Origin of the sequence: Curtobacterium sp. VKM Ac-2922 (assembly GCF_022815645.1) — a bacterium.
Taxonomy (GTDB): domain Bacteria; phylum Actinomycetota; class Actinomycetes; order Actinomycetales; family Microbacteriaceae; genus Curtobacterium.
The window spans coordinates 160,925-184,264 of sequence record NZ_JALGRO010000006.1 but is presented as its reverse complement, the minus strand read 5'-3'; the positions used below and the strand labels follow the sequence as shown (position 1 = coordinate 184,264).

The 23,340-nt window shown below is 72.6% G+C and carries 19 protein-coding genes; 8 read left to right on the top strand and 11 right to left on the bottom strand.

Going from position 1 to position 23,340, the window contains the following annotated elements:
- Positions 1-33: 33 nt before the first annotated feature.
- From atzF to MT346_RS09165, 5 genes are all read right to left on the bottom strand, one after another.
- Positions 34-1,746, bottom strand: coding sequence for an allophanate hydrolase (gene atzF, locus MT346_RS09185; RefSeq protein ID WP_243562727.1), 1,713 nt, complete (start codon positions 1,744-1,746; stop codon positions 34-36).
- The gene (gene uca / locus MT346_RS09180) at positions 1,743-5,450 is read right to left on the bottom strand and encodes an urea carboxylase (RefSeq protein WP_243562725.1); all 3,708 of its coding nucleotides are present in this window, start codon (positions 5,448-5,450) and stop codon (positions 1,743-1,745) included. Before uca ends, atzF begins: the two co-directional genes overlap by 4 nt.
- On the bottom strand, positions 5,447-6,139 hold the full coding sequence (locus tag MT346_RS09175; protein ID WP_243562724.1) for an urea amidolyase associated protein UAAP2: 693 nt from the start codon (positions 6,137-6,139) through the stop codon (positions 5,447-5,449). The genes uca and MT346_RS09175 overlap by 4 nt, the downstream gene beginning before the upstream one ends.
- A gap of 3 nt (positions 6,140-6,142) precedes the next feature.
- Complete coding sequence (locus MT346_RS09170) at positions 6,143-6,979, bottom strand: urea amidolyase associated protein UAAP1 (protein WP_243562723.1); 837 nt, start codon at positions 6,977-6,979, stop codon at positions 6,143-6,145.
- A 72-nt stretch (positions 6,980-7,051) separates the two neighbouring features.
- On the bottom strand, positions 7,052-8,644 hold the full coding sequence (locus MT346_RS09165) for an APC family permease (RefSeq protein ID WP_243562722.1): 1,593 nt from the start codon (positions 8,642-8,644) through the stop codon (positions 7,052-7,054).
- A 157-nt stretch (positions 8,645-8,801) separates the two neighbouring features.
- On the opposite strand from MT346_RS09165, the gene MT346_RS09160 reads away from it, so the two are divergent.
- Together MT346_RS09160 and MT346_RS09155 are read left to right on the top strand one after the other, a co-directional pair.
- Positions 8,802-9,641 carry an alpha/beta fold hydrolase gene (locus MT346_RS09160; protein WP_243562721.1) on the top strand — a complete coding sequence of 280 codons (840 nt, stop codon included), beginning with the start codon at positions 8,802-8,804 and terminating at the stop codon, positions 9,639-9,641.
- Positions 9,642-9,766: 125 nt separating this feature from the next.
- The gene (locus MT346_RS09155; RefSeq protein ID WP_243562719.1) at positions 9,767-10,123 is read left to right on the top strand and encodes a hypothetical protein; all 357 of its coding nucleotides are present in this window, start codon (positions 9,767-9,769) and stop codon (positions 10,121-10,123) included.
- Positions 10,124-10,195: 72 nt separating this feature from the next.
- Here MT346_RS09155 and MT346_RS09150 read toward each other — a convergent pair whose 3' ends face one another.
- From MT346_RS09150 to MT346_RS09130, 5 genes are all read right to left on the bottom strand, one after another.
- Positions 10,196-10,630 (bottom strand): phage holin family protein, encoded by a 435-nt coding sequence (locus MT346_RS09150; RefSeq protein ID WP_243562717.1) that lies wholly within the window; start codon positions 10,628-10,630, stop codon positions 10,196-10,198.
- A gap of 123 nt (positions 10,631-10,753) precedes the next feature.
- Positions 10,754-11,101, bottom strand: a complete 348-nt coding sequence (locus MT346_RS09145) for a YciI family protein (protein ID WP_243562715.1) — start codon at positions 11,099-11,101, stop codon at positions 10,754-10,756.
- A gap of 172 nt (positions 11,102-11,273) precedes the next feature.
- Entirely contained in the window at positions 11,274-12,089 is an 816-nt protein-coding gene (locus MT346_RS09140) for a hypothetical protein (RefSeq protein ID WP_243562713.1), read from the bottom strand.
- On the bottom strand, positions 12,079-12,627 hold the full coding sequence (locus tag MT346_RS09135) for an RNA polymerase sigma factor (protein WP_243562712.1): 549 nt from the start codon (positions 12,625-12,627) through the stop codon (positions 12,079-12,081). Before MT346_RS09135 ends, MT346_RS09140 begins: the two co-directional genes overlap by 11 nt.
- An 88-nt stretch (positions 12,628-12,715) precedes the next feature.
- Positions 12,716-13,198: a RimK/LysX family protein gene (locus tag MT346_RS09130; RefSeq protein ID WP_243562710.1), complete on the bottom strand. Its 483-nt coding sequence runs from the start codon at positions 13,196-13,198 to the stop codon at positions 12,716-12,718.
- Between the two features lie 95 nt (positions 13,199-13,293).
- Here MT346_RS09130 and rimK point away from each other — a divergent pair, with 95 nt between their 5' ends.
- The 3 genes from rimK to pgi all read left to right on the top strand — a co-directional run bounded on the left by rimK (position 13,294) and on the right by pgi (position 17,365).
- On the top strand, positions 13,294-14,484 hold the full coding sequence (gene rimK / locus MT346_RS09125) for a 30S ribosomal protein S6--L-glutamate ligase (RefSeq protein WP_243562709.1): 1,191 nt from the start codon (positions 13,294-13,296) through the stop codon (positions 14,482-14,484).
- Between the two features lie 26 nt (positions 14,485-14,510).
- On the top strand, positions 14,511-15,503 hold the full coding sequence (locus MT346_RS09120) for a nitronate monooxygenase (protein WP_243562707.1): 993 nt from the start codon (positions 14,511-14,513) through the stop codon (positions 15,501-15,503).
- A gap of 143 nt (positions 15,504-15,646) precedes the next feature.
- Positions 15,647-17,365, top strand: a complete 1,719-nt coding sequence (gene pgi, locus MT346_RS09115) for a glucose-6-phosphate isomerase (RefSeq protein WP_243562705.1) — start codon at positions 15,647-15,649, stop codon at positions 17,363-17,365.
- An 84-nt stretch (positions 17,366-17,449) separates the two neighbouring features.
- Here pgi and MT346_RS09110 read toward each other — a convergent pair whose 3' ends face one another.
- On the bottom strand, positions 17,450-18,361 hold the full coding sequence (locus tag MT346_RS09110; RefSeq protein WP_243562703.1) for a LysM domain-containing protein: 912 nt from the start codon (positions 18,359-18,361) through the stop codon (positions 17,450-17,452).
- A 178-nt stretch (positions 18,362-18,539) separates the two neighbouring features.
- On the opposite strand from MT346_RS09110, the gene MT346_RS09105 reads away from it, so the two are divergent.
- From MT346_RS09105 to MT346_RS09095, 3 genes are read left to right on the top strand one after another with little or no spacing between them, the layout of a single operon-like run.
- Entirely contained in the window at positions 18,540-19,613 is a 1,074-nt protein-coding gene (locus MT346_RS09105; protein ID WP_243562802.1) for a 3-oxoacyl-ACP synthase III, read from the top strand.
- Positions 19,610-22,318, top strand: a complete 2,709-nt coding sequence (locus MT346_RS09100; protein WP_243562701.1) for an alpha/beta fold hydrolase — start codon at positions 19,610-19,612, stop codon at positions 22,316-22,318. Before MT346_RS09105 ends, MT346_RS09100 begins: the two co-directional genes overlap by 4 nt.
- Positions 22,315-23,295 (top strand): NAD-dependent epimerase/dehydratase family protein, encoded by a 981-nt coding sequence (locus MT346_RS09095; RefSeq protein WP_243562700.1) that lies wholly within the window; start codon positions 22,315-22,317, stop codon positions 23,293-23,295. The genes MT346_RS09100 and MT346_RS09095 overlap by 4 nt, the downstream gene beginning before the upstream one ends.
- Positions 23,296-23,340: the final 45 nt, after the last annotated feature.

Sequence of the window (23,340 nt, the reverse complement as noted above, 5' to 3'; positions counted from 1 at the left end):
CGCGCCGTCATGCCTGCTCCCGGGTCGGCGCCGTCATGCCTGCTTCCGGTACGCGCGCCACCCGCCGTGCTGGGTGATGTCCTGCGCGCCGTCGACGGCCCACGGCTCGACCAGGAACCCGGTGACGTCGGTGCCGTCGTCGAGTGCGACGGTGCCGATCGCCATCGGTGCGGGCAGCGCGGCGACGAACGTGGCGAACCCGGCGGCGGGCAGCCGCCAGACCTCTCCGACGATCGAACCCGAACCTGACGCCGGACTCCGGCCGTCACCGGGCGTGACCGGGCCCGCCCGGACCAGCCCCGGCTTGGGCGGCACCGTGTCCAGGGCGTACAGCCGGTAGTCGGACGCGGTGTGGGCCTCCATGACGAACGACCCGCCGGCCGCGACCAGCTGGCCGTTCAGCGGCTGGCCCCGCAGGTGTGCGCCGACGACCAGCAGGTCGACCGTCGGCGCGGTGAAGGCGCGGGCGAGCGCCGCGAGCCGTCGGTCGGTGAACGCAGGCCCGGTCAGCATCACGCCGAACGGCAGGCCGTCGACGAACCCGGCCGGCACGGCGAGCGAGGCCATGTCGAGCAGGTTCGCGAAGTTCGTGTAGCGCCCCATCCGGCTGTTCGCCCCGATCGGGTCGGCGGCGACCTCGGCCAGCGTCGGGTGCCAGGTGGTGGTGGGGGTGAGCAGCGCGGTCGTGCCGGCCAGCACTGCGCGGCCGGCAGCCCCGAGCCGGTCGAGGCGTTCCTGGTCGGCGAACAGCTCGGCGGCGGTGGGTGTCGCACCACCGAGCACGATCGTCGCCACGGACGGGTCGAGGTCGTCCCCGATCAGGTCCCGGTGCGCGTCGATGTGTGCGCCGACGGCGGCGTACCGCTCGGCGACGAACGCGCCGTCGTACAGCAGCGCTGCGGCGTCCAGGAGCGGTGCGATGTCGACCTCGACGACCTGGTGGCCGAGCACACGGAACCGGTCGACGGCCGCCGCGAACGCCTCGGCCCAGCCCGGGGCAAGCCCCTCGAGCTGCGACGGCAGCGGCACGGCGATCCGCGGCGTGGTGGGCAGGGCGGCGTGCGCGGTGTCCTCGCGGGCGAGCGGGTCGACGCCGTCGGGGCCGGTCATCAGCTCGGTCGCGGTCCGGGCCAGGTCGAGCGACCGGGCGAACACCGTGACGCAGTCCTGCGACCGGCAGGCCGGCACGACGCCGGTGTTCGGGACCAGGCCCTTCGTGGGCTTCACCCCGACCAGGTTGCCGAGCGCTGCCGGCACCCGACCGGACCCGGCGGTGTCGGTGCCGAGCGCCAGGTCGACGATCCCGAGCGCGACCGCGGTCGCCGAGCCGCTCGACGAGCCGCCGGAGATGCGTCTGGGGTCCCAGGCGTTCCGGACGGCCCCGAAGGGCGACCGGGTGCCGACCAGGCCGGTGGCGAACTGGTCGAGGTTGGTCTTGCCGACCACCACGGCTCCGGCGGCCCGCAGTCGGGCGACGGCGGTGGCGTCGGCCGTCGGTTCGTACGCGAACGACCGCGACGCAGCAGTCGTGGGGAGTCCCGCGACGTCGATGTTGTCCTTGACCGCGACCAGCAGACCGGCCAGGGGGAGCGACGGGTCGATCGCCGTCGCCTCGGCCAGCACGTCGGACCGGTCGCGCAGGCTGATCCAGACCTCGGGCCGGTCGACGGCCTGGATCCGGTCGTACGCGTCGTGCACGCGGGCGGCGGCCGTGATGCCGGTCCTGGTGCTGGTGCTGGTGCTCATGCTCCTCCTCCGATCGCGGCGAGGACCTGCCCCGGTGCCACCTGCTCGCCCGGCGTGATGTACACCTCGAGCACCTGCCCGCCGACGGGAGCGTGCACCATCGACTCCATCTTCATCGCCTCGACCGCCAGCAGCTTCTGCCCGGCGTCGACCCGGTCACCCGGCCGGACGTCGACCTGCCACACGGTCGAGGTGAACGGTGCGACCACCGCGGTCGAGCCCTCGGGCACCGTCACGGCGTCGGCCACCACGGGCGCCGGCTCGTCGCGCACGTCGAACTCGCCCGAGGCACGCCAGCGGTCCTTCTCCTGATCGAACGCCCGCGCCTGCTGCGCACGGAACGCGTCGATCGAGGTCGCGTTGTCGCTGAGGAACCGGTTGTACGACGCGATCGAGAACTCGCCGTCGACCGTCTCGAACTCCCCGCGCCCCGCGTCCGTCTCGGCGCGCAGCTCGAGCAGCTCGTCCGCGCCGACCGGGTACCACTCGATCCGGTCGAAGAACCGCAGCGCCCACGGGTCCTGCTGGAACAGGCCGCCGCGGCGGAACCGGTTCCAGATCTGCACGGTGCGGCCGACGAACTGGTAGCCGCCGGGGCCCTCCATGCCGTAGATGCACAGGTACGCGCCGCCGATGCCGACCGAGTTCTCGGCCGTCCAGGTGCGGGCCGGGTTGTACTTCGTGGTCACGAGTCGGTGCCGCGGGTCGAGGGGCGTGGCGACCGGTGCGCCGAGGTAGACGTCGCCCAGACCGAGCACCAGGTAGCTCGCGTCGAACACCGTGCGGAACACGTCGTCCACCGAGTCGAGCCCGTTGATCCGCCGGATGAACTCGATGTTCCAGGGGGTCCACGGAGCGTCGTTCCGGACACCGTTCATGTAGCGCTCGATCGCCAGCCGGGTCGCCGGGTCGTCCCAGGACAGCGGCAGCTTGACCGTCCGCGAGGGCACGACGAGCTGGTCGGTCGGTGGGATCTCGTCCTCGAGCTCACGCAGCAGGCCGGCCATGGTGCTCGCCTTCGTCACGCTGGCATCGGTGTGCACCTGCAGCGAGCGGATGCCCGGCGTGATGTCGAGGATGCCCTCCGGTGCCTCGGCCTGCAGCGTCGTCATGAGCGCGTGCACGCGCATCCGCAGCGCGATGTCGAGCGTCATGTCGCCGTACTCCACCAGGACGTTGTCGTCGCCGTCCCGCCGGTACGCCACGCTCGGCCGGGACTCGGTGGCGTCCAGGCGTGCGAGCACGCCGTCGTCCCCGTCCCCGCCGGTGCGTCCGTCGGCTCCGGTGCGCGGCACCGTCCTGGAGGCCCGTTGTGCGTCGAGCGCGGCAGCGTCGGCTTCGCGGACCGGCACGAACCGCACCGTGTCACCCGGGCGCAACTGGCCCACCTTCCACAGGTCACCGCTGGCCACCACGGCGGGGCAGACGAACCCGCCCAGGGACGGTCCGTCCGGTCCGAGGATGATCGGGGTGTCGCCGGTGAAGTCGATCGCCCCGACCGCGTACGGGGTGTCGTGGATGTTCGAGGGGTGCAGGCCGGCCTCGCCGCCGTCGGTGCGCGCCCAGCCCGGCCGGGGTCCGATCAGCCGGACCCCGGTGCGGGCGGAGTTGTGGTGCACGCCGTAGTCGGTGGCGTAGAACACGTCGAGGTCGGCTCGCGTGAAGAAGTCCGGTGCCGCGTGCGGGCCCTCGGTGACGGCGATCTCCCACGTGCTGGTCAGCGCCGTGCGACGGTCGTCCGGCGTGGGCCCGCCGACCAGGCCGAGCCGGGCGCCGGCGGGGAACGCGGGGTGCGGGACGTCGGCGTCGGGGGAGCCCGGGCGCAGGACGTCGCCGGCCAGCAGAGCACGGCCCGCATGGCCACCGAAGCCGCCGAGCGTGAACGTGGCCGCGGAGCCGAGGTAGGTCGGCACGTCGATGCCGCCGCGCACCGCCAGGTACGTCCGGAGTCCGGGGCCTGCGGCGGTGCCGATCGTCAGGGTCTGTCCGGCCTGCACCTCGACGGGCTCCCACAGCGGCACGGGCTCGTCGTCGACGGTGACCGGGGCCGCCGCTCCGGTCACGGCGACCAGGGCCGGGGCCGAGAACCGCAGCGTGGGTCCGGTCGCGGTGACCTCGAGCGCCGGAGCGCCTTCGGGGTTGCCGACCGCGCGGTTCGCCTCGGCGAAGGACGCCGCGTCGAACGGGCCGCTCGGCGGAACACCGACCTGCCAGTGGCCCAGGCGGCCGGGCAGGTCCTGCACGGTCGTCATCGTGCCGGGTGCGACCACGTCGATGCGCGGGTCCGGGTCGGCGGTCTCGTCGAGCGTCGACGTCGAGTGCGTCGCCGTCCGGAGTTCCAGGTCGTCGGTCAGGGCGCGCAGCAGTCCGGTGTTCGTGACGATGCCGTCGATCCGGGTGCCGGTCAGCCCCGCACGCAGCAGGTCGAGGGCGTCGTCGCGGGTCTCCCCGGTGGCAATCACCTTGGCGAGCATCGGGTCGTAGAACGCGGACACCTCGGAGCCGGTCTCGACCCAGCCGTCCACGCGGATGCCGGTCGGGGCACCGTCGTCGGTCGTGGTCGCGGGGAACACGGCCTGCGTCACCAGACCGCTCGACGGCAGCGAGCCCTTGGCCGGGTCCTCGGCGTAGACGCGGGCCTCGACGGCGTGGCCGGTCGGGGTCCAGGTGCGCGCGAACACGTCCGGGTCGATGCCGGACGCGCCGTCGCGGGCCAGTCGCAGCATCAGCGCCACCAGGTCGACGCCGTAGACCTGCTCGGTGACGGGGTGTTCCACCTGCAGCCGGGTGTTCACCTCGAGGAACGACGCCTCTTCGCGCACCGGGTCGTAGACGAACTCGACCGTGCCGGCGCTGCGGTACCCGATGCTCGCCGCGAGCCGACGTGCGGAACTGTGCAGGGCCTCCCGGACGTGCTCCGGCAGTGCCGGCGCCGGGGCCTCTTCGATGACCTTCTGGTTGCGGCGCTGGAGCGAGCAGTCGCGGTCACCGATCACGGCGACCCGGCCCTGGCCGTCGCCGAACAGCTGGACCTCGACGTGCCGGGCCGGTCGGACCAGGCGCTCGAGGAAGATGCCGGCGGCGCCGAAGGCGGCAGCCGCGGTGCGCTCGACGCTGGCGTAGGCCTCGCGCACCTCGTCCAGGGTCGCGCAGGCCTGCATGCCGATGCCGCCGCCACCGCCCGTGGCCTTGAGCATGACGGGCAGACCGATCCGCTCCGCCGCGGCGACCGCGTCGTCGGCCGAGGCCAGCAGCCCGGTGCCGGCCAGCATCGGGACCCCGGCGGCGGCGGCGAGCTCGCGGGCGGTGTGCTTCGCGCCGAACGCGACGATCTGCTCGGCCGTCGGTCCGACGAAGCGGATACCGGCGGCCTCGCAGGCGCTCGCGAAGTCGGTGTTCTCGGACAGGAACCCGTAGCCGGGGTGGACCAGGCCGGCGCCGGTGTCGAGCGCCGCCTGCACGACAGCGTCGATGCGCAGGTAGGACTCGCGAGCGGGGGCCGGTCCCAGGCGGACGGCGACGTCGGCCTCGCGCACGTGCGGGGCGGCACGGTCGGCGTCGGAGAACACGGCGACGGTGCGCATGCCCATCGCCCTGGCGGAGCGGATCACGCGACGGGCGATCTCCCCGCGGTTGGCGACGAGCACGGTGTCCAGGTCGAGCGGCACGGCGGGGCTCCCGGTGCGGTCGGGCGCGGCGGTCACGGCTGGACCACGATCATGCGCAGGGGCGTGCAGGAGAAGTCGTTGCAGGGGTTGTTCATCTGCGGGCAGTTCGACACGATCACCAGCACGTCCCGTTCGGCCCGGACGGCCACGCGCTTGCCGGGGGCGCTCATGCCGTCGACGATCCCGAGCGCGCCGTCCGCCTCGACCGGCACGTTCATGAACCAGTTCAGGTTCGACACCAGGTCCCGCACGCCCAGTCCGTGGCGCGCGGCCTCGGCGATGAAGTTCTCGCGGCAGCCGTGCTGGTACGCCGTGTGGTGGCCGTACCGCAGCGTGTTCGACTCCTTCGAGCACGCCCCGCCGATCGTGTCCTGCCGGTCGATCTCGTTGCCGACGACGGTCATCAGCGGGCGGCCCTCGTTCGACATCAGCACGGTGCCGGTCCGGACGTACGCGTTCCCCTGCGCGACGAGGGTGTCGGGCACGCTGTACCGCTCGTCGGGGTCGACGGCGTCGTACACCAGGCAGTCGGCGCTCTGGTTGCCGCCGACGTCGACGATCGTCAGGACCTGCCCGGCGCGGACGACCGTCGACCACGGGGCGAGCGGCGCGACCCGGTCGTCGCGCACGACGGTGCCGGGGACCAGCGACTCGCTCCAGTCCAGGGCGACGTCGGGCGCGTGGACGGCGCCGACGGGGACGGTGGAGGTCAGGGTGTCGGACATCGTTCAGCCTCGTGCTTCCGCGTGGTCGATCGTGTTCAGGTAGGCGCGCGTCAGCTCCGGTGTGGCGCCGAAGCGGTCGTCCGCGGGGCTCGTCGGCTCCCCGCGCCAGGCGTGCACGCGCAACGGACCGACCACGTAGTCGGTGCGGGGGTCCAGCGGGTGCGCGACGTTCGCGACCAGCACCAGCAGCGGCAGCTCGGCGACCAGGGTGACGTGGTGCCCCGGGCCGGCCGACCCGACGGGCTCGAGTGCGCCGTCGGGCTCGACCCGCACGCCCTGGAAGAACGACACGCTCGGCGGCAGGTCGCGCTTGGTCAGGCCGTGCTTCGCCGCCGCCTTCGCCAGCAGGGACCGACCGCTCGGTGACGGCCCCTCGGGTGCGGCGTCGCCGTACTTGGCGGTGTTCCAGGCGTCGGTCGAGGTCCCGCAGAACGCGTCGTGGCGCCCGGAGGTGTCCTCGACGATGCTCGCGAGCACCCGGCCGTCGCCGCTCAGCAGCGGGGATCCGGCGCCCAGGTAGGCCTGCCACGGGATCTTCTGTGTGTCGGCGACGTTCAGGCGCTCGCACGGCTCGAGCGCGTTGTACACGACGATGCTCGCGCAGGCGTCGCCCGTGGGGTCGTCGAACCGCAGCCGGGAACCCCGAGCCAGGACCTTGTGCGTGTACCCGCCCGGGGCGACGGTCTCGGCCCAGACGAGCTGCGCGGGATCGACGGCGTCCGGGGTGTACGGGGACGTCGATGCCGGCAGGTACGGCATGTGCTCGGACCGGATTCCGGCCTGGGCGCGGGCGTCGTCCCGCGAGGCGAGGACACTGTCGGTCTGGTGCAGGTCACGCATGGGTGGTTCCTCCGTGCTGGTGCTGGTGCTGGTGCTGGTGGTGGTGGTGACTGCGGTGTCGTGTCCGCGCGTTCAGGCGTCCGCGGTCACGGGTGTCGCGGCGGTCGTGGGGACGTCGGCCAGGGTGATCGGACCCTGCGCGCGGTGCCGCCACGCCGACCACGCCCAGCCGACCAGCAGGACTCCGCCGATGAACAGCAGTGCGCTGTACTGCAGCCACCACGAGTGGCCCGTCAGGTCGTAGATCTCGGGACGGGGCCAGATCAGGTTGACCGCCATGCCGATCTGGAACGCCACGGCCAGCGCGTTGAGCGGGATGCCCCACCGGCCGAGCGTGAAGAGCGGCTTGCCGTCCTCGTCCACCCCGGCCGGGAAGCCCTCGCGCCGCAGCCGGATGCGCTGCACCAGCAGGGGTCCGGTCACGCCGAGGTAGGCCAGGTAGAGCATCGCGATGCACAGGCTGGACAGCGCCGTGAAGATCGCCGACTGCCCGATGTTCACCGCCAGGGCGAGCCCGGCACCGACCCCGACGACGATCGACGCCGCGATCGGGGTCCCGGTGCGCGGCGAGACCTTCGCCAGGGTGCGGTGGAACGGCAGGGCCTTCTCGCGCGCCATCGAGTAGACCATCCGGGCACCCGCGGTCTGCACCGCCAGGGTGCACGCGAAGACGGCGACGGCGACGGTGCACAGCAGCAGGCGGCCGAACACGTCGCCGAGCGTCGAGGTGATGACCCACGCCAGTCCCTGGGTGGCGAGCTTGCCGTCGGTCAGGCTCGGGGCCGCGACGAGTGCCCCGATGATGAGCAGTCCGCCGCCGAGACCGGACACCGTCAGCGCGCGGACGATCGTCTTCGGGGTGGTGCGGCGGGGGTTGTGCGTCTCCTCGGCCAGCTCGCCAGCCGAGTCGAACCCGACCATCACGTACGCCGCCATCAGTGACGACGCCAGGAACGCCCACACGTACGGCTCGGTGCTCGTCGACCCCGTGGTCGTGAAGAGCACCGCCGGGGTGCGGTGCGGCAGCAGGAACAGCGCGGCGATGAGCACCACGACGCCGATGATCTCGATGAGCACGCCGAAGCTCGTCACCCGCGCCATGAGCCGCACGCTCGTGATGTTCACCAGGGTCGTGACGACGAGCATCACCAGGCCGAGGACCACCGCGTTGGCGGCACCCGTCGACGACGCCAACGAGGGGTCGGCGCCCGGACCGCCGACGACCTGGAACCCGCTCCAGATGGCGGGGAGCACGGCCTGGACGGCGATCGCGGCGACCGCGACCGTCAGGATCTGCCCGATGATCATCGTCCAGCCGGTGAACCAGCCGAAGCGCGCACCGGCCAGACGGCTCGACCACTGGAAGATCGCGCCCGAGATCGGCCAGCGGGCTGCCAACTGGGCGAAGTTCAGCGCGACGAGCAGTTGGCCGCCGAAGACGAGCGGCCAGGCCCAGAAGAAGGCGGCACCGCCCAGTCCGAAGCCCAGGCCGAAGAGCTGGAACACCGTGGTCAGGATGGACACGAACGAGAACCCGGCGGCGAACGACGAGAACGACCCGACGCCGCGGTGCAGCTCCTGCTCGTAGCCGATGCGGGCGAGGTCCTGCGTGGTGGGGGAGACGGTGGCGCGCGGTGCGTGGAGCGGAGCTTCGGAGGAGCGCATGGCTGCAGACCTTTCGCGGAGTACCTGTCGGGCGACAGGTAGTGCGACCAGTGTGCTGCGGTGCTGTGTCGCCCCCGTTGCCCGGCTGTTTCGTGCTCGTGACAGAGCGCACGATCGTGTGAACACTGCGAGTCGGCGGCGGGCTAGGTTCGGTGTCATGGACGCGGAGCAGCGCAGCATCACGGCCCCCGACGGCACCCCGATCGCCGTCACCCGACACCACGGCGGCGACCGCGCCGTGGTCTTCCTGCACGCGGGCGTCGCCGACCGGCGCGCGTGGGACTCCGTCGCAGCCGAACTCGCCGACGACGGTCTCGACCTGGTCGCGTACGACCGGCGCGGCTACGGGGACACCCCGGCAGCGGCCGACCCGGCGTCGTTCACCCACGTCGACGACCTGCTCGTGGTGCTCGACGACCTGGGCGTGCAGCAAGCGCTGCTGGTCGGCAACTCGATGGGCGGCGGACTCGCGCTCGACACGGCACTGCTGCACCCCGAGCGGGTCTCCGGCGCCGTGCTCATCGGCGCGGGCGCATCCGGGATGACCGACGAGGACACCCCCTTCGACTGGGTGCTCGACGCGGCCACCGAGCCCCTGCTCGAGGTCGCGGAGGACGACGGTGCGCCGACCGAGGACCGCATCGCCGCCCTGGCGCACCTGTGGCTCGACGGCCCCACGGCGCCCGAAGGTCGTGTCAGCGGCCCGGCGCGCGAGCTGTTCGTCGCGATGAACCAGCGCATCCTCGACGTCGCCGCGGCCGACAGTGCCGGGGCGGCGGGTGTCGGCGCGTGGACACGCCTGGGCGAGGTCACGGTGCCGGTCCTGACGACCTGGGGCGACCTGGACATCCCGGCCGACCTGCCCTTCTACGAGGAGACCGCCCGTCGGCTCGGCCAGGGCCCGGGGCGGGTGCTGCCCGGCGTGGCCCACCTGCCCGGACTCGAACGGCCCGCTCTGGTCGCCGACCTGGTGCGGGGCGCGCTGAGCGGTCGGTGAACAGGGCGCACTGCTCTCTCTGGCCATCCTGGTGCTGGATCCACGTCGTCGTCGTATCCTGATCGAGGAAGCAACGACGGTTCCGGCAGAGTCCCCCGCCAGGCCCCACCACCAGGCGTCCGGACATGGCACCCGACCGTGAACGCAGCATGCCCGAACACATCATCGAGTACGTCGCCCGAGACCGCACGGGCATCACCGCCGTCATCACCGAGACGGGCGTCATCGACGTCGACACCGTGATCCGGAACATCCACTCCGGCCACTCCGGGTACTTCGTCCGCGCCGGCGACTGGCGCCGGGCGCCCGTCCGCAGCCTGTCGGTGCTCGGCAGCGCCTACCTGTTCGCGAACTGGGACGGCTCGAAGCGCAACAACCTGCACGACGTCGCGTTCCCGGCACCCACCCGCACCGTGCAGACGATCCGACCGCGCGGACGCTTCGGGTTCCTCAGCGCTCTGTTCGGCGCCACCGCTCGCTGAGGACGCTCCACGCGAGCCGACCACGCCCTGCGTCAGCCGACCACGCTCCGCGCGAGCCGACCATCTGCTGCGTCAGCTCCCGGTGCGCTCGCCGTCCCGGTGCGTGACCCGGTCGCGGGCCGAGCGCATGGTGTCCTTCGGTACCGGCGGGATGCCCCGACGGATGCCGCGGATGCCGACGGCCAGCAGGATCGCGGTGATGACCGCGAAGCCAGCGAACGTGATGCCCGCCGCCGCCCACACGGGCAGGGCCAGGGCCAGCAGCGCGACGACGAAGCCAGCCAGGGCGATGAGCGTCGTGAGCGCGAAGGCCGCGGCGACACCCGTGAGCACCAGGCCGTTCTTGGCGCCGCTGGCGCGCTCGCTGACCTCGCGTCGCGCTGACGCCACCTCGTCGCGGACGGCGCGCAGCACGGGCTCCAGGGCCTTCTGCACCAGCCCGGCGGTCATGGTGTCGCGGAACGAGGACCTGCCGGTCGCCTGGTCGTCGTGGTCGGTGTTCGTCATGGTCACTCCTGTCGGGGGCGCGAGCAGTGTGCTCGCGGGCACGAGCGGTGCGCCCACCAACGGGACGCACCTGGATCGATGATCGTCACGCGCTGCCGCGACGTGCCCGGCCACTTCGCAGGTTCAGCCCTGCAGCGCGCGCAGCTCGATCGTGCGGTTGCAGGCCACCGAGGCCTCGCCCGCGATGCGGCGTGCCGTTGCGACGTCGGGCAGGTCGAGCACCCAGAACCCCGCGACGTACTGGTCGTCGCCGAACAACGATCCCTCGCTGACCGCGGCGGAGTCGCCCCGCGCATCGATCACGACGGCGTCACCGGGAGCGGTCAGCCCGCCGGCGAACAGGATGCGACCCTCGGCCTGCAGCCGCTGGTTGAGGGCGTCGACCGCGTCGTGCTCGGCCGCGGTCGCCGAGTCGGTCCGGCCGGCGGCGGCGGCCTGGCCGGTGTCGATGACGTTGACGAGGAACTGCACGAGGCACCATCTCCCTGAGTCGGTTCGGCCCATCCTGCTCGCGCCGTGTGGTGGTGTCCAGACCCACCGGACGCCAGGCGCGGTGCGGGCCAGCACCGCGCCTGGCGTCCCGACGCACCCGTGTGCACTGGCCGCCCCCCACAGCCGGTCAGTTCACGCGAGCGCGTGGATCTCAGCCGCAGTACTCGTACGGCGGGTTCGGGTTGGTGCTCACCCAGACCGTCTTCACGGGGCCGTCCTCGCTCGACAGCACGAAGGTGATGTGGCGGCTGCCGTCGGAGACCGTCCACTCCGGCAGGCCGTACGCCAGCGTGGTGGGCATGCGTTCCAGGTCCGGGTACGCGGCCTGGAGCTGCGGGAGCGTGCTGCCGACGCCCAGCCCCTGGGCTGTGGTGGGCCCGGTCCCGAGGGGTTGTCCGGGTTGCTCGTTCCCGCCCACGGTGATCCCGAACACCTTCCCGTCGACCGCGGAGACGATGAGGGACTGCTGCGCGCCGTTGTCGTAGAAGTACACGTCGGGGTTCGGGCACAGGGAGTTCGGATCCACCGTGAACGCCGGCTCGAGGTCGTCGAGTTCGCTGGCAACCGCCCCTCCGAGCGCGACCGGGCCGACCTCGTCGAAGCTGATCGTCCAGGTGGTCGGGTCGTTCGCCGAGAAGGGCCTGCGGGTCGGTGTCGGCGTGGGGGTGCTGGTCGGCTGCTCGACGACCGGGGCCGACGACTCGCTCGGTGTCTCCGACGGTTCGACGGTGGTCGACTCCGGGGTCGGTGCGGGTGCTGCGGCGAAGGGCTGCGGGATCATGCCGAGCGCGACGCCACCGCTGGTGGCGCCGATGCCCAGGACCGCGATGACGCCGATGACGAGTCCGGCGCGACGTGCACGGCGCCTGGGGGCGGGGCGCTGCTGGTCGGCACGCGTCAGGACTTCGCGCTTCATCGAGACGAGCATCTGTTGCAGGTCGTCTCCGGTGGGAGGTTCAGTGTTCATCGTGCGTCACCGCCTTCTTCAGTCGCGCGCGGGAGCGTGAGACGCGCTGGGTGACCGCGCCGACGCTCAGGCCGAGCATCGTGGCGGCTTCGGAGTAGGAGTGCCCTTCGAGCAGGCAGAGTTCGCAGATCCGGCGGTCGGTCTCCGGCAGTGCTGCGATCTCGTCGCGGACCCAGCGGAGTCGTTCGCGGGCCTCGTCGGCGTCGGTGGGTGCTGCGAGTTCGGCGGGGAGCTCGTCGCCGGCGTTCTTCGCGGTGCGTCGGGCCTGGTTGCGGGCGTGGTTGCGGCAGACGACCAGCAGCCACGGCAGCAGCGTGCCGGTCGGCAGGTCGATGTCGGCGGCCTTCTGCCAGAGCGTCAGGAACGAGTCCTGGACGAGCTCCTCGACGTCCTGCTTGCTGCCAGCCAGTGCCCACGCGTAGCGGGTGAGCGTCGGTGCGAAGCGGTCGAAGGCGTCAGCCAACGCCCCGGTGTCGCCGGATGCCATGCGCCGCGTGAGTGCGGCGTCGGCGTCGGCATCGGTGTCGGTCGGTTCCACGGTGCCCCCTCTCACCCCAGAAGTGTCGAGGAAGCACCGGTCCTGACACGTCGTGACCGATCCGTGACCACCGCGTGTCGTCGAGCGGTCAGATCCGACCCCGGTTGCGGCGTCGGATCTCCTTCGGCGCGCGGCCGGCCTGGAACGACCGGGCCGGGTCCACGACGAACCCCTGGCGCAGCGCCTCGCGGCCGATGAGCATCCGGAAGCCCATCTGGTCGCGGTTGCTCAGTGTCACCTCGGCCTGCACGGTCCGGCCGGCGAGTTCGATGGCCGTCAGCACGACGATGCGTTCCTGTGTGTGGCCCGACGAGCTGCGGACCACCCGGCGGTCGTGCACGCCGCACTCGACCGTCGTCGGGTCGGCGTCGGACTCCTGCCAGGGGTGCACCGAGAACCGCACCCGGTCGCCGGGCAGCTCCTCGAGGTCGAACGCGTGCAGCGCCGAGGTCCGCGCACCGGTGTCGAGCTTGACCTTGATCCACGGGATGCCGAGGTCGGGCAGTCCGGCCCACTCCCGCCACCCGGCGACGATCGGGGTGCGCGCGGGGCGCTTCGGATCGTCGGACATGTGCCCATCCTGGCAGGACGGCGCGCGTGGTGCGCCGTCCGTCTGCCAGCATGGAGCGTCGCCGTCGCCAGCCCTCGATCAGCGGAGCCTCCCCGATGAAACTCGCCATCCTGTCGCGTGCCCCGCAGGCGTACTCGACCGAGCGGCTCCGTGCCGCCGCGCTCGACCGTGGCCACGAGGTGAAGGTCCTCAACACGCTGCGCTTCGCCATCGACCTGACGGGCGATGCGCCGGACCTGCAGTACCGCGGCAAGCTCATCTCGGACTACGACGCGATCCTGCCGCGCATCGGCAACTCGATCACGTACTACGGCACCGCGGTGGTGCGGCAGTTCGAGCAGATGGACGTGTACACGCCCAACACCGCCAACGGCATCACGAACTCCCGCGACAAGCTCCGCGCGAACCAGATCCTGTCGCGGCACGACATCGGCATGCCCGCCACCACCTTCGTCGCGGGCCGGGCGGACGTCCGCGGGGCGATCGAGCGGGTCGGTGGAGCGCCGGTCGTCATCAAGCTGCTCGAGGGCACGCAGGGCATCGGCGTGATCCTGGCGCCCGAGGCCAAGGTCGCCGAGTCCATCGTCGAGACCCTGCACTCCACCAAGCAGAACGTGCTCATCCAGAGCTTCATCTCCGAGAGCCGCGGCAAGGACATCCGCGCGCTCGTCGTCGGCGACCGGGTGGTGGCCGCGATGCGCCGCAGCGCCTCGGGCGACGAGTTCCGGTCGAACGTGCACCGCGGCGGCACCGTCGAAGCCGTGACGCTCACGCCCGAGTACGAAGAGGCAGCGGTGCGGTCGGCGCAGATCATGGGGCTGCGCGTGGCCGGGGTGGACATGCTCGAGGGCAACGACGGTCCGCTCGTGATGGAGGTCAACTCGTCACCGGGCCTCGAGGGCATCGAGCGCGCGACGGGCCTCGACATCGCCGGTGCGATCATCGACTTCATCGCCAACCAGGTCGCCTTCCCCGAGATCGACGTCCGGCAGCGCCTGTCGGTGTCGACGGGCTACGGCGTCGCCGAGCTCCTGGTGCACACGAACGCCGACCTGGTGGGCAAGACCATCAAGGAGTCCGGGCTCTGGGACCGGGACATCACCGTGCTCACGTTGCACCGCGGGTCGAGCGTCATCCCGAACCCGCGCAGCGGTGTCGCGCTCGAACCAGGGGACCGCCTGCTGTGCTTCGGCAAGCTCGAGGAGATGCGCTCGATGATCCCCGAGCGTCGCAAGCGCCGCGCCAAGCTCAGGAAGCTGCCGAAGGAGCACCTGCCGGAGCAGTGAGACCTGCGCCGGTGCAGGATCGAGGGGTGACCGACCTCCCCGAGCCGCTCCGCAGTCCCGTCCACGTCGCCCCGATGGCGGGTGGACCGAGCACCCCCGCGCTCGTCGTGGCCGCCGCCCGCGCGGGCCACTTCGCCCAGCTGGCGGCGGGCTACCGCACGCCGGACGACCTCGCCGCGCAGATCGCCGAGGTCCGGACGGGGACGGACCGCTTCGGCGTGAACCTGTTCGCCCCGAACCCGGTGCCGATCGACCCCGCCGACTACGAGCGGTACCGGGCGTCGCTCGGCGTCGAGGGGCTGCCCGACCAGCGCGAGGACGACGACGCCTGGACCGACAAGGTCGCGCTGCTGCTGGACGACCCGGTGCCGGTCGTGTCGTTCACGTTCGGGCTGCCCGACGCCGACCTGGTGTGGGAGTTCCGGAAGCGCGAGACGATCACGATGCAGTCGGTCACGAACCGGGCCGAGGCGCTCGCGGCAGCCGAACGCGGCGTGGACGTGCTGGTCGTGCAGGGCGAGGCCGCCGGCGGACACTCCGCCGTGCTCGATCCGGCGTCCGCACCTGTCTGGGAGCCACTGCCCGACCTGGTCCGGGCCATCCGGCACGCGGTCGAGCTGCCCGTCATCGCCGCCGGGGGCATCGGCAGCGCCGCCGACGTCGAGGCCGTCCGGATGGCGGGTGCCGACGCGGCCATGGTGGGCACGCTGGTGCTCCGCACGCACGAGGCCGGCACCGGACAGACCCACCGGGATGCGCTGGTCGATCCCGTGTTCGACCGGACCGCGCTGACCCGCGCCTTCACGGGGCGCCCGGCGCGCGCGCTCGTGAACCGCTTCGTGCGCGAACACGAGGACGCACCGCTCGGCTACCCGGCGCTGCACCACCTGACCCGGCCGATCCGGACCGCGGCCGCGGCGGCGGGCGACGCGCAGTCGCTCCACCTGTGGGCCGGCCGCTCCTGGCGGGCTGCGGCAGACGCACCCCTGGCGGACGTCCTGGAGGCCCTGCTGACGTGACCTGTGCCGGTCACGTGCGCCGCGCCTCCAGGCTGCTGCCCGGCAACGCGCTGACCGGAACAGCACTACGCTCGGATGCGGCCCGCGTCGCAGCGTTGCGGAGGTCCGCGGACCAGTCGCACTCAGCGTTCAGGAGGACCGAAGTGACCGAAACCGCACCCGTCGACCCCACATCGACCGAAGCGTGGAAGACCCTCGCCGGCATCGCCGACGGCTTCTCCCCAGACCTGCGCGGATGGTTCGACAGCGACCCGGGCCGCGCCGAGCAGTACACCTTCCAGGCCGGTGACCTGACCGTCGACCTGTCGAAGGGCCTGGTCACGAAGGAGATCCTCGACGCGCTGCTGCAGCTCGCCCAGGACGCCGGTGTCGCCGAGCGCTACCAGGCGATGATCTCGGGCGAGCACATCAACGCCACCGAGGACCGCGCCGTGCTGCACACCGCGCTGCGTCGTCCGGCCGAGGGCGACCTCGTACCGGCGAAGGGCTTCGTCGTGGACGGGCAGGACGTCGACGCCGACGTGCACGCCACGCTCGACAAGGTCTACGCCTTCGCGGACAAGGTCCGCTCGGGCGCGTGGACCGGCGTCACCGGCAAGCGCATCGAGACCGTCGTCAACATCGGCATCGGTGGCTCGGACCTCGGCCCGGTCATGGTCTACGAAGCACTGAAGCCGTACGTGCAGGCCGGCATCGAGGCCCGGTTCGTGTCGAACATCGACCCGTCGGACATCTACGAGAAGACCGTCGACCTCGACCCCGAGACCACGCTGTTCATCGTCGCGTCGAAGACCTTCGGCACGCTCGAGACCCTGACGAACGCCCGGCTGGCGCGCCAGTGGCTGTGGGAGGGGCTGTCGCTCACCGACGCCACGGACGACGCCAAGAACGACGCCGTCGCCAAGCACTTCGTCGCCGTCTCGACCGCGCTCGACAAGGTCGCCGCGTTCGGCATCGACCCCGAGAACGCCTTCGGGTTCTGGGACTGGGTGGGCGGCCGCTACTCGGTCGACTCCGCGATCGGCACGAGCGTCGTCATCGCGATCGGCCCGGACAACTGGAAGCAGTTCCTGGCCGGGTTCCACACCATCGACGAGCACATGCGCACCACCCCGCTCGCGCAGAACGTCCCCGTGCTGATGGGCCTGCTCAACGTCTGGTACTCGAACTTCCTGGGGGCCCAGAGCCACGCGGTCCTGCCGTACACGCAGTACCTGCACCGCTTCGCTGCGTACCTGCAGCAGCTCACCATGGAGTCGAACGGCAAGCGCGTCCGCTGGGACGGCTCACCCGTCACGACGGACACCGGCGAGGTCTTCTGGGGCGAGCCCGGCACGAACGGCCAGCACGCGTTCTACCAGCTCATCCACCAGGGCACGCGCCTGATCCCCGCCGACTTCATCACGGTCGCCAACCCGGCCCGTCCGCTCAAGGACGAGACCGGCGACGGCGGGGCGGTCGAGCCCGGGCAGGACGTCCACAACCTGTTCCTGGCGAACTTCTTCGCGCAGACCAAGGCGCTGGCGTTCGGCAAGACCGCCGACGAGGTCCGCGCCGAGGGCACCACGGACGACGCGATCGTCGCGGCCCGCACCTTCACGGGCAACAAGCCGTCGACGTCGATCCTGGCGCCCGAGCTCACGCCGAGCGTCGTGGGGCAGCTCATCGCGCTGTACGAGCACATCGTGTTCACCGAGGGCACCATCTGGGGCATCGACTCGTTCGACCAGTGGGGCGTCGAGCTCGGCAAGCAGCTGGCGCTGCAGATCGCCCCCGCGGTCGACGGCGACCAGTCGGTGCTCGAGACGCAGGACTCGTCCACCAGGGCGCTCATCGCGAAGTACCTCGAGCTGCGGAAGTAGCACCTGCACCGACCGGCGCTGACGATCGTCAGCGCCGGTCGGTGCCGCGTGTCAGCGCCGGTCAGCGCCGGTCGGGGCTGCGCGTCAGCGCCGGACCGGGTCCAGGTTGATCGTCGTGCCCTCGTAGAGCCACTGCTGGTCGCCGTACACCCGCAGGTCCGGGTCGAGCCAGATCAGTGCTTCGACGGAGATCCCGAAGCGGTCGGCGACGTTCGCGATCAGGTCGTCGGGCGCGATCACGTAGGACGCCGGTGCACCCGAGGCGGTCGTCGCGGACACCGTCCCGTTCGCCCCGGACCGGGCGCCACCGTCGACCGGGTGCACGTTCGTCGTGCGTGCCGGTACGGACCACCGCACGCTGTTGACCGACAGCACCTTGCCCGGGCCGATCTCGACCGGGATCGACGGGTCGCTCGATGCGTCGGAGTACGTCACGATCGTGCCGAGCCACGACGGGTCGTACGACGAGCCGGTCAGCGGGGTCGACGCGGTGGGCGCGGGCGTGGTGGTCGGGCCGCCGAGCTGGTGGTCGCCGACGCCGTGCGCGGTGATGCCGTCCCCGACCGCGGGCGCCTTGTCGATGAGCATCACGCCGACGGGGACCGGCAGGGTCGAGGTGAACCCGGAGTACTCGATCGCGTACGAGTCCCCGGCAGCGACGACGCGGTAGTGGAAGTGCACGCTGCCCTTCGGCGAGGTGACGTCCGCCTCGGCCAGCACGGTGCCGTCCGGGATCGTCGAGATCGTCGGTGCGGGCATCGACGCCTGCGAGGGTGCGGCGGTGGGCGGCCGCGGTGAGGCGGACTCGCGCAGCCGTTCCGCCTCGCTGTCGGCATCCGACGTCGCCGGGGCCGACGGGGACGCTGTCGGCGTGGCCGAGGCCGAGCGCGACGGCGCGGGCAGCCCACCCGAGTCGCCGCGGAGCAACGAACACCCCGACAGCCCCACTGCTGCCACGACGACCAGTCCGATCGCGAGTCCTCTGTGCACGGTCATGCCCCCTCGGATCGGCAGCGTAACGGACGGATCCTCGCGGCTGGAGCGGCGTGATCGGACTGTGTCCAACGGCCCACGCGGACGCGGGACGCCCGCTCGAGCGCCGTCGTGGAGCGTCGCACAGCGCATCCGGATCGCGCATCCAGCCCGGATGCGGAAGTATGTATCGGTGACGATCATGACGGAACGGCCGGTCGACCAGGCGACGAGCAGCGAAACCGAGCGCCCGGGCAACGCGACGGCCAAGCACGACAACGTCGCCCTGCTCTCGGTCGCGACCACCGTGGCTGAGCGTGTGACGACCTCTGCGGACATCGAGGAGAAGCTCCGCGGTGTGCTCCGTCGCCTGCGCCTGCCGATGGGGCTGCTCGAACGCGTGGCCGGGGTGAAGGAGCGTCGCAACTGGGGCGAGGGGCAGTCCTTCCAGGACGCCGCCATCGATGCCGGGCGCCGCGCGATGGCCGAAGCCGGCATCCGCCCCGAGGACGTCGGCCTGCTCATCAACACGTCCGTCACGCGTCCGCACCTCGAGCCCTCGGTGGCCGTGCGCCTGCACCACGGCCTGGGCCTGCCGTCGTCCGCGATCAACTTCGACATCGCGAACGCCTGCCTGGGCTTCGTCAACGCGATGAGCGTGGCCGCGGGCATGATCGACTCCGGGCAGATCAAGTACGCGCTCGTCGTCGACGGCGAGGACGCCGACCAGGTGCAGCTCAACACCATCGAGCGGCTGAACCAGGGCGGCCGCAACCGCAAGGACTTCATGAGCGAGTTCGCCAGCCTGACGCTCGGCTCCGGCGCTGCCGCGGCCGTGCTCGGCCCGGCGGACATGCACCCGGGCGGACACCGGATCGTCGGCGGCGTCACCCGCGCGGCGACCCAGTGGTACGACCTGTGCGTCGGCAGCGTGGACGGCATGTTCACCGACGCCAAGATGCTGCTGAAGGGCGGCATGGAACTGGTGGTCGCCGCCTGGAACGAAGCGCGCTCGCACTTCGACTGGGCCGACATGGACCGCTACGTCCTGCACCAGGTCTCCGACGTGCACACGAACGCCTTCGTCGAGGCCATCGGTGTGCCGCGCGACAAGGTCCCCACGACGTACGAGCGCTTCGGCAACGTCGGCCCCGCGTCGATCCCGATCACCCTGGCCGACGAGGCCGCCGCCGGCCGCATCCGTCCCGGCGACCGCGTGTTCCTGGGCGGCGTGGGCTCCGGCATCAACACGGCGATGATGGAACTCCGCTGGTGACCTCTGGGCTGCCCCGCGTCGCCGCGAGCACCGCTCCGGCCACGCTGCCGTCCTCGCTGCCCGGACTCGACCCGGCATGGTCGCGCCTGGTCACGGTGCCGGCAGGCGAACAGCCAGGAGGCGCGGATCACGCCGCGCGCACCTGGCACCTCCTCGACACGGCCGGCTCCCTGGCCGCGATCGGCGTGGAACCGGTCGGCACGCTGCTGTGCGTGCACGGCAACCCGACCTGGTCGTACCTGTGGCGGTCGGTGCTCCGCACCTCGCTCGCGGTGGCAGCGGCCGGTGGGCCCGCCTGGCGCGTGATCGCCGTCGACCAGCTCGACATGGGCTTCTCGGAGCGCACCGGGGTCGCCCGGGGGCTGCCCCAGCGCGTCGCCGACCTGGGCGCCCTGACCGACGAACTCGGGCTCACCGGAGCCGTCGTCACCCTCGGGCACGACTGGGGCGGTGTCGTGTCGCTCGGCTGGGCCGTCGACCACCCCGACCTGGTGGTGGGCGTCGCGACGTGCAACACCGCCGTGCACCAGCCGTCCGACGCACCGATCCCGGCGCCGCTCCGGCTCGCGCTCCGACCCCAGCTGCTCGGCCGCGCGACGGTGGTCACGCCGGCGTTCCTCGAGACGACGCTGGCCATCGCGCACCCGAAGCTCGACCGGGCCGTGGCTGGCGGCTTCCGCGCGCCGTACCGCGGGGCGGCGCGTCGTGGGGGGATCGGCGGGTTCGTCGCGGACATCCCCGTCGATGCCGCCCATGCCAGCGCTCCCGAGCTCGACCGGATCTCGGCCGGGGTCGCCCGGCTCGACGTCCCCGCGCTGCTGCTGTGGGGTCCGCGCGACCCCGTGTTCCTCGAGCGCTACCTGGACGACCTGGCCGCGCGGCTGCCGCACGCCGACGTCCACCGCTTCGAGGGCGCCGGCCACCTGCTGCCCGAGGACGCCGACGTCGCCGGCACGGTCCTCGACTGGCTGGGCGACCGCCTGCCGGACGGCCACGTGCCTGCCAGAGTCGAGCCGGGCCTCCCGGCTGCCGGATCAGCACCCGCCGACGCGAGCCGCCCGCTCTGGGCCGCGCTCGAGGACCTGCGGGACTCGGACGAGCCGGCGCTGGTCGAGATGGCCGCCCCGGGCGGCACCCGCACGATCAGCTGGCGCCTGCTGGCCCGACGGATCGACGAGGTCGCTGCCGGGCTCCTGGACGTCGGCGTCGGCCCGGGGGACCGGGTCTCGCTGCTGGTGACGCCCGGCGCCGACCTGACCGCTGCGCTGTACGCCAGCATCCGGATCGGCGCGACCGTCGTCGTGGCGGACGCCGGGCTCGGCCTGCGCGGACTCACGCGCGCCGTCAAGGGCGCTCGGCCGGACTGGGTCATCGGGGCGCTGCCCGGCCTGGCCGCAGCCCGTGCGCTCGGCTGGCCGGGGCGACGCATCGCGACCCTCGCGCTGCCCGCACCCGTGCGTGCCGCCCTGCGGGTCGAGCACACGCTCGCGTCCGTCGCCCGTCGTGGTGCGCGTCGCCTGGCGGCCGGAACCGCGCTGCCCGATGCGCCGGCGTCGAGCACCCCGGCCGCCGTCCTGTTCACGAGCGGATCGACCGGACCGGCCAAGGGGGTCGTCTACACGCACGGCCAGCTCGGTGCCGTCCGCGACGTCTTGGCCGGCCAGTACGACGTCGGCGTCGGCACCGGACTCGTCGCCGGGTTCGCCCCGTTCGCGCTGCTCGGTCCCGCGCTCGGCGCCCGCTCGGTCGCACCGGACATGGACGTCACCGCACCGCGTACGCTGACGGCCCGCGCGGTCGCCGCGTCGGTCGCGGCAGCCGATGCCACCGTGGTGTTCCTGTCGCCGGCGGCACTGGCGAACGTCGTGGCGACAGCTGACGCGCTGACCGACGCCGACCGTGCCGCGCTGTCGCGGGTCCGCCTGTTCCTGTCCGCGGGGGCACCGGTGTCCGCGACGCTGCTGGCCGCCGCGACCGAGCTCATGCCGAACGCCTCCGCCCACACGCCGTACGGCATGACCGAGGGCCTGCTGATGACCGACGTCGACCTGGACGCCGTGCAGGCTGCTGCGTCCGCGGTGTCGCGCGTCGGCGGGGTCTGCGTGGGACGGCCCGCGCGCGGGGTCGACGTCCGCATCGCGCCGTTGTCCGCGTCGGGAGTGCCGTCGGACGAGCTGACCACCGAGCCAGGAGTCACGGGCGAGATCGTCGTCGCCGCACCGCACGTGCGCGACCGCTACGACCGGCTGTGGCGCACGAACCGGGCGTCGCGTCGGGGTCTCGACGACCCCCGCGCGCACCGCACGGGCGACGTCGGGCACCTGGACGCCTCGGGCCAGCTCTGGGTCGAGGGCCGCCTGCAGCACGTCGTCACCACACCCGCGGGTGTCGTCACGCCGGTCGGGCCCGAGCAACGCATCGAGCAGGTCGCCGCGGTCGGCCGCGTCGGTGTCGCCGGGATCGGTCCCGCCGGCACGCAGCAGGTCGTCGCGGTCGTCGAGGCCGTGCCACCCGTCCGCCGTCCGGCGCTCGCACCCGCTGCACTCGCTGCCGCCGTCCGTGCGGCTGCCGGAGTGCCCGTCGCCGCCGTGCTGGTCGTCCCGGTGCTGCCGACCGACATCCGCCACAACTCCAAGGTCGACCGTGCACGCCTGTCCCGCTGGGCGTCGAGCGTGCTGGGTGGCGGCCGGATGACCCGCCCGTGATCGGACAGCGCGTGCTGGTCACAGGTGCCAGTGGGTTCCTCGGACGGGCCGTTGCTGCGGCGGTTCGCGACGCCGGGCACGACGTCCGGACGTTCCAGCGGCGTCCGTCCGGCGTCGCGGGCGTGACCGACGTGCTGGGGACGATGACGGACGCCGCCGCGGTCGCCCGGGCCGTCGAGGGGGTGCAGGCGGTCGTGCACCTCGCCGCGAAGGTCTCGCTCGCGGGCGATCCCGCCGACTTCGTCCGGGTGAACGTCGACGGCACGCGCACCCTGCTCGCCGCCGCCCGTGCCGCCGGGGTCGAGCGCGTCGCGTTCGTGTCCTCGCCGTCGGTCGCCCACACCGGCTCCTCGATCGCGGGTGCCGCGGCCACACCGGCCGATCCGGCACACGCCCGCGGGGACTACGCCCGTACCAAGGCCGAGGCCGAGCTGCTCGCACTGGCCGCCGACGCCCCGGGGTTCGCCGTCGTCGCCGTCCGGCCGCACCTGGTGTGGGGGCCTGGCGACACGCAGCTGGTCGGTCGGATCGTCGACCGGGCCCGACGTGGTCGCCTGCCGCTGCTCGACTCCGGCGCCGCGCTGATCGACTCCTGCTACGTCGACAACGCCGCCTCGGCCATGGTCGCCGCGCTGGCACGGGCCGCCTCGGACGGCGTGCACGGCAACGCCTACGTCGTCACGAACGGCGAGCCGCGGCCCGTCGCCGACCTGCTCGACGGCATCTGCCGGGCATCGGGCGTGCCGTCGCCGCGGTGGCACGTGCCGGCCGGGGTCGCGCGCGCTGCCGGGTCGCTCGTCGAGGCCGTCTGGCGGGTGCGACCCGGAGCGGACGAGCCGCCGATGACACGGTTCCTGGCCGAGCAGCTGTCCACGTCGCACTGGTTCGACCAGCGCCGGACCCGGCAGGACCTGGGGTGGGCGCCGTCGGTGTCGATCGACGAGGGTCTGCGCCGCCTGGCCGCTGCCCACGGGTAAGCGGCCGATCCGTGCAGAGCAGGTCGAACCGCGAGTTGGTGGTCG

Bases quoted from the DNA above. Each gene is read 5' to 3' on its own strand.
- atzF (WP_243562727.1), bottom strand. From the start codon at position 1,746: ATGAGCACCAGCACCAGCACCAGGACCGGCATCACGGCCGCCGCCCGC.
- MT346_RS09175 (WP_243562724.1), bottom strand. From the start codon at position 6,139: ATGTCCGACACCCTGACCTCCACCGTCCCCGTCGGCGCCGTCCACGCG.
- MT346_RS09170 (WP_243562723.1), bottom strand. From the start codon at position 6,979: ATGCGTGACCTGCACCAGACCGACAGTGTCCTCGCCTCGCGGGACGAC.
- MT346_RS09165 (WP_243562722.1), bottom strand. From the start codon at position 8,644: ATGCGCTCCTCCGAAGCTCCGCTCCACGCACCGCGCGCCACCGTCTCC.
- MT346_RS09160 (WP_243562721.1), top strand. From the start codon at position 8,802: ATGGACGCGGAGCAGCGCAGCATCACGGCCCCCGACGGCACCCCGATC.
- MT346_RS09155 (WP_243562719.1), top strand. From the start codon at position 9,767: ATGGCACCCGACCGTGAACGCAGCATGCCCGAACACATCATCGAGTAC.
- MT346_RS09150 (WP_243562717.1), bottom strand. From the start codon at position 10,630: ATGACGAACACCGACCACGACGACCAGGCGACCGGCAGGTCCTCGTTC.
- MT346_RS09140 (WP_243562713.1), bottom strand. From the start codon at position 12,089: ATGAACACTGAACCTCCCACCGGAGACGACCTGCAACAGATGCTCGTC.
- MT346_RS09130 (WP_243562710.1), bottom strand. From the start codon at position 13,198: ATGTCCGACGATCCGAAGCGCCCCGCGCGCACCCCGATCGTCGCCGGG.
- rimK (WP_243562709.1), top strand. From the start codon at position 13,294: ATGAAACTCGCCATCCTGTCGCGTGCCCCGCAGGCGTACTCGACCGAG.
- MT346_RS09110 (WP_243562703.1), bottom strand. From the start codon at position 18,361: ATGACCGTGCACAGAGGACTCGCGATCGGACTGGTCGTCGTGGCAGCA.
- MT346_RS09105 (WP_243562802.1), top strand. From the start codon at position 18,540: ATGACGGAACGGCCGGTCGACCAGGCGACGAGCAGCGAAACCGAGCGC.